The organism is Pseudomonas gingeri, from assembly GCF_013386165.1.
Lineage (GTDB): Bacteria > Pseudomonadota > Gammaproteobacteria > Pseudomonadales > Pseudomonadaceae > Aquipseudomonas > Aquipseudomonas gingeri_C.
Window position 1 is genome coordinate 1 of record NZ_JACAOS010000025.1, and the last position, 5,985, is coordinate 5,985.

At 59.5% G+C, this 5,985-nt stretch carries 3 protein-coding genes; all 3 read right to left on the reverse strand.

Features of this window, described 5'->3' with window-relative positions:
* Positions 1 to 240: 240 nt before the first annotated feature.
* From HX866_RS30545 to HX866_RS30555, 3 genes are read right to left on the reverse strand one after another with little or no spacing between them, the layout of a single operon-like run.
* A complete protein-coding gene (locus HX866_RS30545) occupies positions 241 to 531 on the reverse strand; it encodes a nucleotidyltransferase family protein (protein ID WP_177105778.1) in 291 nt (96 codons plus the stop codon).
* A gap of 48 nt (positions 532 to 579) precedes the next feature.
* Positions 580 to 882, reverse strand: a complete 303-nt coding sequence (locus tag HX866_RS30550; protein ID WP_177105777.1) for a hypothetical protein — start codon at positions 880 to 882, stop codon at positions 580 to 582.
* Between the two features lie 6 nt (positions 883 to 888).
* Entirely contained in the window at positions 889 to 5,970 is a 5,082-nt protein-coding gene (locus tag HX866_RS30555; RefSeq protein ID WP_218179817.1) for a hypothetical protein, read from the reverse strand.
* Positions 5,971 to 5,985 lie beyond the last annotated feature (15 nt).

Consider the following 5,985-nt stretch of genomic DNA (forward strand, 5'->3'; position numbering starts at 1 on the left):
GCGGGGCTTCTTGGGGGACATGGCGAGACTCCAGTCGAGAATCGGTGGACTGGTCCTTATTGAATGCCTGAAAACGAAGGCTGCCTACTGTCAGAACTGACAGGTCGGAGGGGAAAAGCGGGGCCGTTGGTCGGATCATCTCGTAGCAGGTAAATGCCTACAACTCTCCTCCTGAGTAAGCGTCTGCATCCGTTGCCGCTTGCTGTATGTGATCGATGTAATCAGGAAGACGGTTCCCGGTCATACCGGCTGAGCCTCAGCCAGCACCTGGGCTCGAAATTTCAGCGGTAAATCGCCAGGTGTCAAGACGTCAACGTGAACACCGAGCAGTGATTGCAATTCGTCTTGCAGATCGCCCAAGTCCAGCAATGTGGCACCTGGCAGCGTATCAACCAGCAGATCGAGGTCGCTCCCGTCCTGGTCAGTGCCATGTAACACCGAGCCGAAGATACGCGGATTCGCCGTGCGAAAGTGACTGACCGCTTCACGGATGGCGCCGCGACTGAGATCAAGTACAACGGACGGTCGCATGGGGATCCCCCTTATCGAAACTCATTGAGATAACAAAGATTAGTGTCGCTACGCCACTTTGATCGTGCGCGCCACCGACATGATCGCATTCTGGGCAAGCTGTTCAACGCTACCAGAAACAGGCAGCAGCCGTTCCTGGTGATCGTCAAAATCGCCGGATAACACATCATCCAAGTCCCCGCGATGGTCCTGCGCGATGGCTGCGACCTGATGGATGTGCTGGGTTGGCGGCTGCGGGTCTGACGGCTTAAAACGTGCCGCAAAGAAAAACGGCAGGCGGCTGCCTCCAAATTGACGGAAATAGTGAAAGGGGAGCCTGGCTCCCCTTTGTGATCTCAATAAATCGCTCACCTTTTCCTAAGTGACCACCCCCCAGGTCGTGCGGGGCCAGTTACCATTTGGATCGGCCGCGATAATGTGCGTCGTGTTCATGTACTTGAAGTTGGTGCCGGGCCCCACGATCCTCCAGTACTGGCCGGGGCTGAGGGGGCCGACTACTGAAATTCGCGCGGACCCCACGGGCGTCACATTGAAGTCGATGTTGTAGGATTCTCCGGCGACGAGCGCCCGATGCACTTCGACCATGACCTCGGCGTTGTAGTAAGAGCCGACGATGATATTGAAGAACGGGGCCGGCAGTTTGTTGTTTGTCGTGTCGGCCCGATAGTCGAGACTGTTGGTGATCCCTTTCGCCCGGAAGTAGGGGAAGGTCAGTTTTGGGCCGACTTCGGGCTCTTCGACGTTAATCCCCCAAATATTGGACTCCGGGTTATTGCCATACAGCGCTCTGGCTTTGAATAAGTGGGGCCCTGAGGTGAGTGCACCCACCAACAGATTCCAATTGCCGTTGCCATCGACGCCGACGTCGGCTCTGTAGGTGGTGTTGTCGTAGACCTGAAGACGCTCATTGCTCGGGGCCCTGCCGATCACGTCGACGGTGGTCGCGGAGGTATAACCGCCGTCGGGGATTAAGCTGCTAGTGGCGGGATCCCTGACCGCAGTGATGTACGGAGGGAGAGTGGCAGTCTGCACGGTAAAGGTGCGGGGATCCGACACTGGATTGCTGTCATAGAGTGCCTTGGCGGTGAAGCTGTGCAAGCGCTGCTCCAACCCGTTCTGGTGCAGGCTCCAGTCGCCGCTGCCGTTGGTACCGACGGTGTCCTTCAAGGTGGTGCCGTCGAAGATCTCGACGCGCTGGTTGATCGAAGCCTTGCCGAATAGAGTGACGTTGACCTGGTCGGTTACCCCGCCGTCAGGCACTTCCGCCCCCGAGGCGGTTCCCACATTCGTGATGCTCGGCCTCACCATGGCGGTGACGTTGAAGGTTTTGACCGCCGACTCGGGTAGACCATTGCCGTACAGCGCTTTGGCCTTGATGTTGTAAGCCTTGGAGGTCAGGTTGTTGAGCGGTGTGCTCCAGGTCGTGCTGTTGTCAGGCACCCTGAACGGGCTGCCGATGTTGGTCGTGTTATCCAGCAACTGGATCTCTCCACCGCTGCTGCCGGTACCGGTGACGGTGACGCTGTTTTCGACGGTGAACTTGCCGACGACAGAGCCCTTGGAGTCGCTGATATCGATAAGGGTCGGGCTAGCGCCACCGCTAACGGTGAAGGTGCGCGGGAGCGATACCGGATTGTTGCCGTAGAGCGCCTGGGCCGTGAAACTGTGTCGCCCTTGCCCTACGGGGATCAGATCGCTGGTGTTCCAGTTCCCGCCGGTGGCCGTGTAGATGCCTATGGGCGTCGTTCCGTCGAACAGTTGGATGCTCTCGCTTCCTATGGATTTCCCAATCAGGAATACCTGGGTGTCCATGGTGGAGCTGTTGTCCGGTATCTCGGTATTGCTCGGTCTGCCCACCACCGATAGGATCTCCGGTACTACAGCGGTCGCTACGGTGAAGGTTTTGGCGTCCGAGTCGGGTAGACCTGTGCCATAGAGGGGCCTGGCCTTGAGGCTATAGGCCTTGGGGTTCAGTCCTGTAAGGGGGGCGTCCCAGGTGGTGCCGGAGGTAGGTATGGTAATGACGGAGCCAATGTTGCTGTCACCATCCCTAAGCTGGATCTGTTGCCCACTGCTGCCGGTACCGGTCACGGTGACGCTGCTCTCAAAGGTGGTTCCGCCAACGACAGAGCCTTTGGAGTCAGTGATATCGTCAAGGGTAGGCGCAACCAGGGCAATTGCCCTGACGGTATAGGTGCGCAGCGGAAAGGTGGTTGCATTGGCCTCGTTGGTGGTCTGGCTCAAGTCCGCCTTGAACTCAATCGTCAGCGTACTGCCGTCCTTCAGGTCTTTCAGATAGCTGTAGGGGACGGTGGTGTCATAGAAGCCTGCGTCGAGCCAGCTCTGACTGGTAGCTGGGCCCCTGGGCGGTGGGTTCCAGATAGTCAGGTCATAAGGGACGGTGCCATCGGCCTTCGTACCCTTGAGGCGCAACCAGATGTCCTGGCCTGAGGCAAGATGCGGCCAGATGGTCAGCCTGCATTTGGCATCGGCGTTGAGGGTGTTCAGGTCCAGTTCGCTGCCCTCGCCGTTGTTGGCCGCTTGCAGGAGCTTCGGTTTGGAGCCCAGCAGATCATTCTCGGTGAAGCTCTGCACCGTCAGGTTGAGCAGGGCTGATGGATCGGATTCCTTGCCGTTGTGGGTCACCCTGTAGGTCACCGTCACTGGCTTGCCCAGGTTATAGGCGATCACCGAGACCGGCAGGGTGATCTCGCGGCTGTCGGGCAGTGCTTGCACCTGGGTGGTGTGGGAGCCCGCTCCGGCGGTGCCGGTCCAGGTCACGCGGACCTGATCGCCAGGTTGTATGCCGTAATTCGGAATCACCACGGTCAGTTCCGTGGTGGCCGCCATCGGGTTCAGTTGCTGGGTGGGTGCCGTCCCGGTGGCCTCCTTGACGCTGGGGGGCAGGTTAAGGATATCGATGACGGTAAAGTTCCGCACATTCGAATACACAGTGCCGCCCGTGTTATAGAGCGCCTTGGCGTAGAAACGGTGTACTTTTGGCGTTACGGCAATATCGGGCAGTGACCAGCGTCCGGTGACGGGGTCGGCTTTGGTGGTTCCCTTCAACTCGGCGGTGGCCCCGTTGCCATCGTAAATTTCCACCTCCTGGTCCCTGCTGGCGGTTCCGTTCACGTCGATGAGGAGGGAGGTGGTGAAATCGCCTTCGTTGATTTCGGCGCCTTTATCGTCCTTGACGTTGTCCAGGGTCGGGATGCTGGCGGTGGTGACGATAAAGGCTTTTGCCTGCGAATCGGGTATGCCTGTGCCATAGAGCGCCCGGGCCTTGAGGCTGTAGGCCCTGACGGTCAGCCCCGTCAGGGTGGCATCCCAGGTGGTCCCGGTGGCGGGTATGGTGATGACGGGGCCAATGTCGTCGGAGCCGTCCCTAAGCTGGATATCTTGCCCGCTGCTGCCGGTGCCGGTGACAGTGACGCTGGTATCGGCGGTGATCTTGTCGACGATAGAGCGCTTGGAATCGCGGATATCGCTAATGTTCGGCGCCTCCAGGGCAATTGCATTGACGGTATAGGTACGCAACGGAAAGAGTGTGGCCTGATCTTCATCGAGGCTCTGGTTAAAGGAGGCCTTGAATTCCAGCGTCAATGTGCTGCCGTCGCGTAGTGCTCGCAGCTCGCTTTCGGGGACGATTTTTTCACCGTATCCTTGCCGATACCACTCGGCGCTCACCCAGTTACTCGCTCCGCCCCAGAGCTTCTCGTAACCTGAACCATCATCCTTGGTTCCCACCAGGCGCAACCAGATGCGTTGGCCTTGTGCAATAAGCGGCCAGCTGTCGATACGTACCGTGGCGTCGCCGGTCAAATTGCTTACGTTTAGTTCAGGCCCCGCGCCGTTATTGGCGGCCTCCAGGATACGTGGCTTGCTTGGCTCCAGCGCATCGGCGGGCATGTCCAGCACGGTCAGAGTGAGTAAGTCCGAGGGTAGGGATTCGTCGCCGTTACGGGTCACGGTATAGCTGACCGTCACCGGCTCTCCCAGGTTATAAGCGATTACCTCCATCGGGATATCGATCTCGCGATTTGGGGGGAGTTCTTGCACCGGGGTCACATAGGAACCCTCTCCAGCAGTACCTGCCCAGGTCACGCGGACCTCATCGCCTGGCTGGAGGCCGTAATTGGGAATAACCACGGTCAGGGCCGTGCTGGCCGCCACCGGATTCAGTTGCTGGGTGGGGGCCGTCCCGGTGGCCTCCTTGACGCTGGGGGCCAGCAGATCCATCGCGGCGCCAATGCTCATCAGCAAAATAGCTGAGGGGCTGACATGCCCATTGGCCCGCTTGACCCAGTACAGGGCCTGCACGGTGCCCCCGCGGTTGCCTTCGACCAGCGCCTTGGGGATCGTGAACGGCACATCGATTTTATCCGTGACCGAATTGAGGGTGATCTGGTCCCGGTAGCGCCCGGTGATCGAGCCCCACCAGAGAATGTGCACCACGTCCTTCTCGATTTGCCCGGTGTACTGGAGCACGGTCAACTGCGTACCCGTCAACGGCACGTCGTCCGGATCCAGCACGCCACCGCTCTCGTATTGGACCACCGGCGCGGGCAATTCGGCCACGAACGGCCCGATACGGAAGGGGCCGGCGTGCAGGGATTCGTGTCTGATGGCCGCCCGGTTGATCTCATTGTCCAGCAACCAGTAATACAGCTCGAGTGTGCCGTCTTCGATGGCCTTCAGGTGCACGCCGTCGACGCTGATCGGAATGGTTTTCCCCACCTCATTGTCGGTGATCGGATGCAAGGGCAAATCGGGTGCGTAGGGGATCCCGTTCGCCGTCGTCCCCTCCCAGACCAGCATGATGACGTTGCCCTGCGCCATGCCGTCGTCCCAGGGAATATCGACCCGGGTGTTCGGCAAGTCCGGGTCGAGGGTGCCGGCAATTTCGTCGTAGGCGATGGGGGCGGCAAGGATCGTGCTGCGGCCAATTACCTTCGGGGAAAAGGTCTTGGAGAACAGGTCATCGCTGCCATCGGCCTTGATCAGTCGATAGAAAAAAGTCGCATGAATCCCCCCGGCCAGCGCGCGGACCTCGGTACTGGGGCGTGTGAATTCGGTGATGCCCGCTGCGTTTGTAATCACCTCCGGCGGGTAGGTTTTATCCACCCGTTCACCGCTCGCGGTGAGGCCGGACAAGCGCATTTCGATCTGGTCGCCCACTGCAAACTCACCACCGAACGTAAAGACCTGGAAGGTCAGGTCAGCCTCCCCTAACCGATCCATATCCAGCACCATATTCACCGCTTCTTTGATCAACGGCCCTATGAGGCGTGAGCTTCCGGTGTCGACCACGACCCGGACCCCGGCACTCCAAGTGGATGCGTTGTCCACCACGTCATAGAGAATGAACGCCACGACCAGGCCGTTGGTGTCCGTATCGTCGGCGGCGAGGATGGTGGCCTCGTCCACGATGATCACGATGGGGGTGCCAAC

Coding starts and splice junctions, on each gene's coding strand:
- HX866_RS30545 (WP_177105778.1), bottom strand. CDS start 531: ATGCGACCGTCCGTTGTACTTGATCTCAGTCGCGGCGCCATCCGTGAA.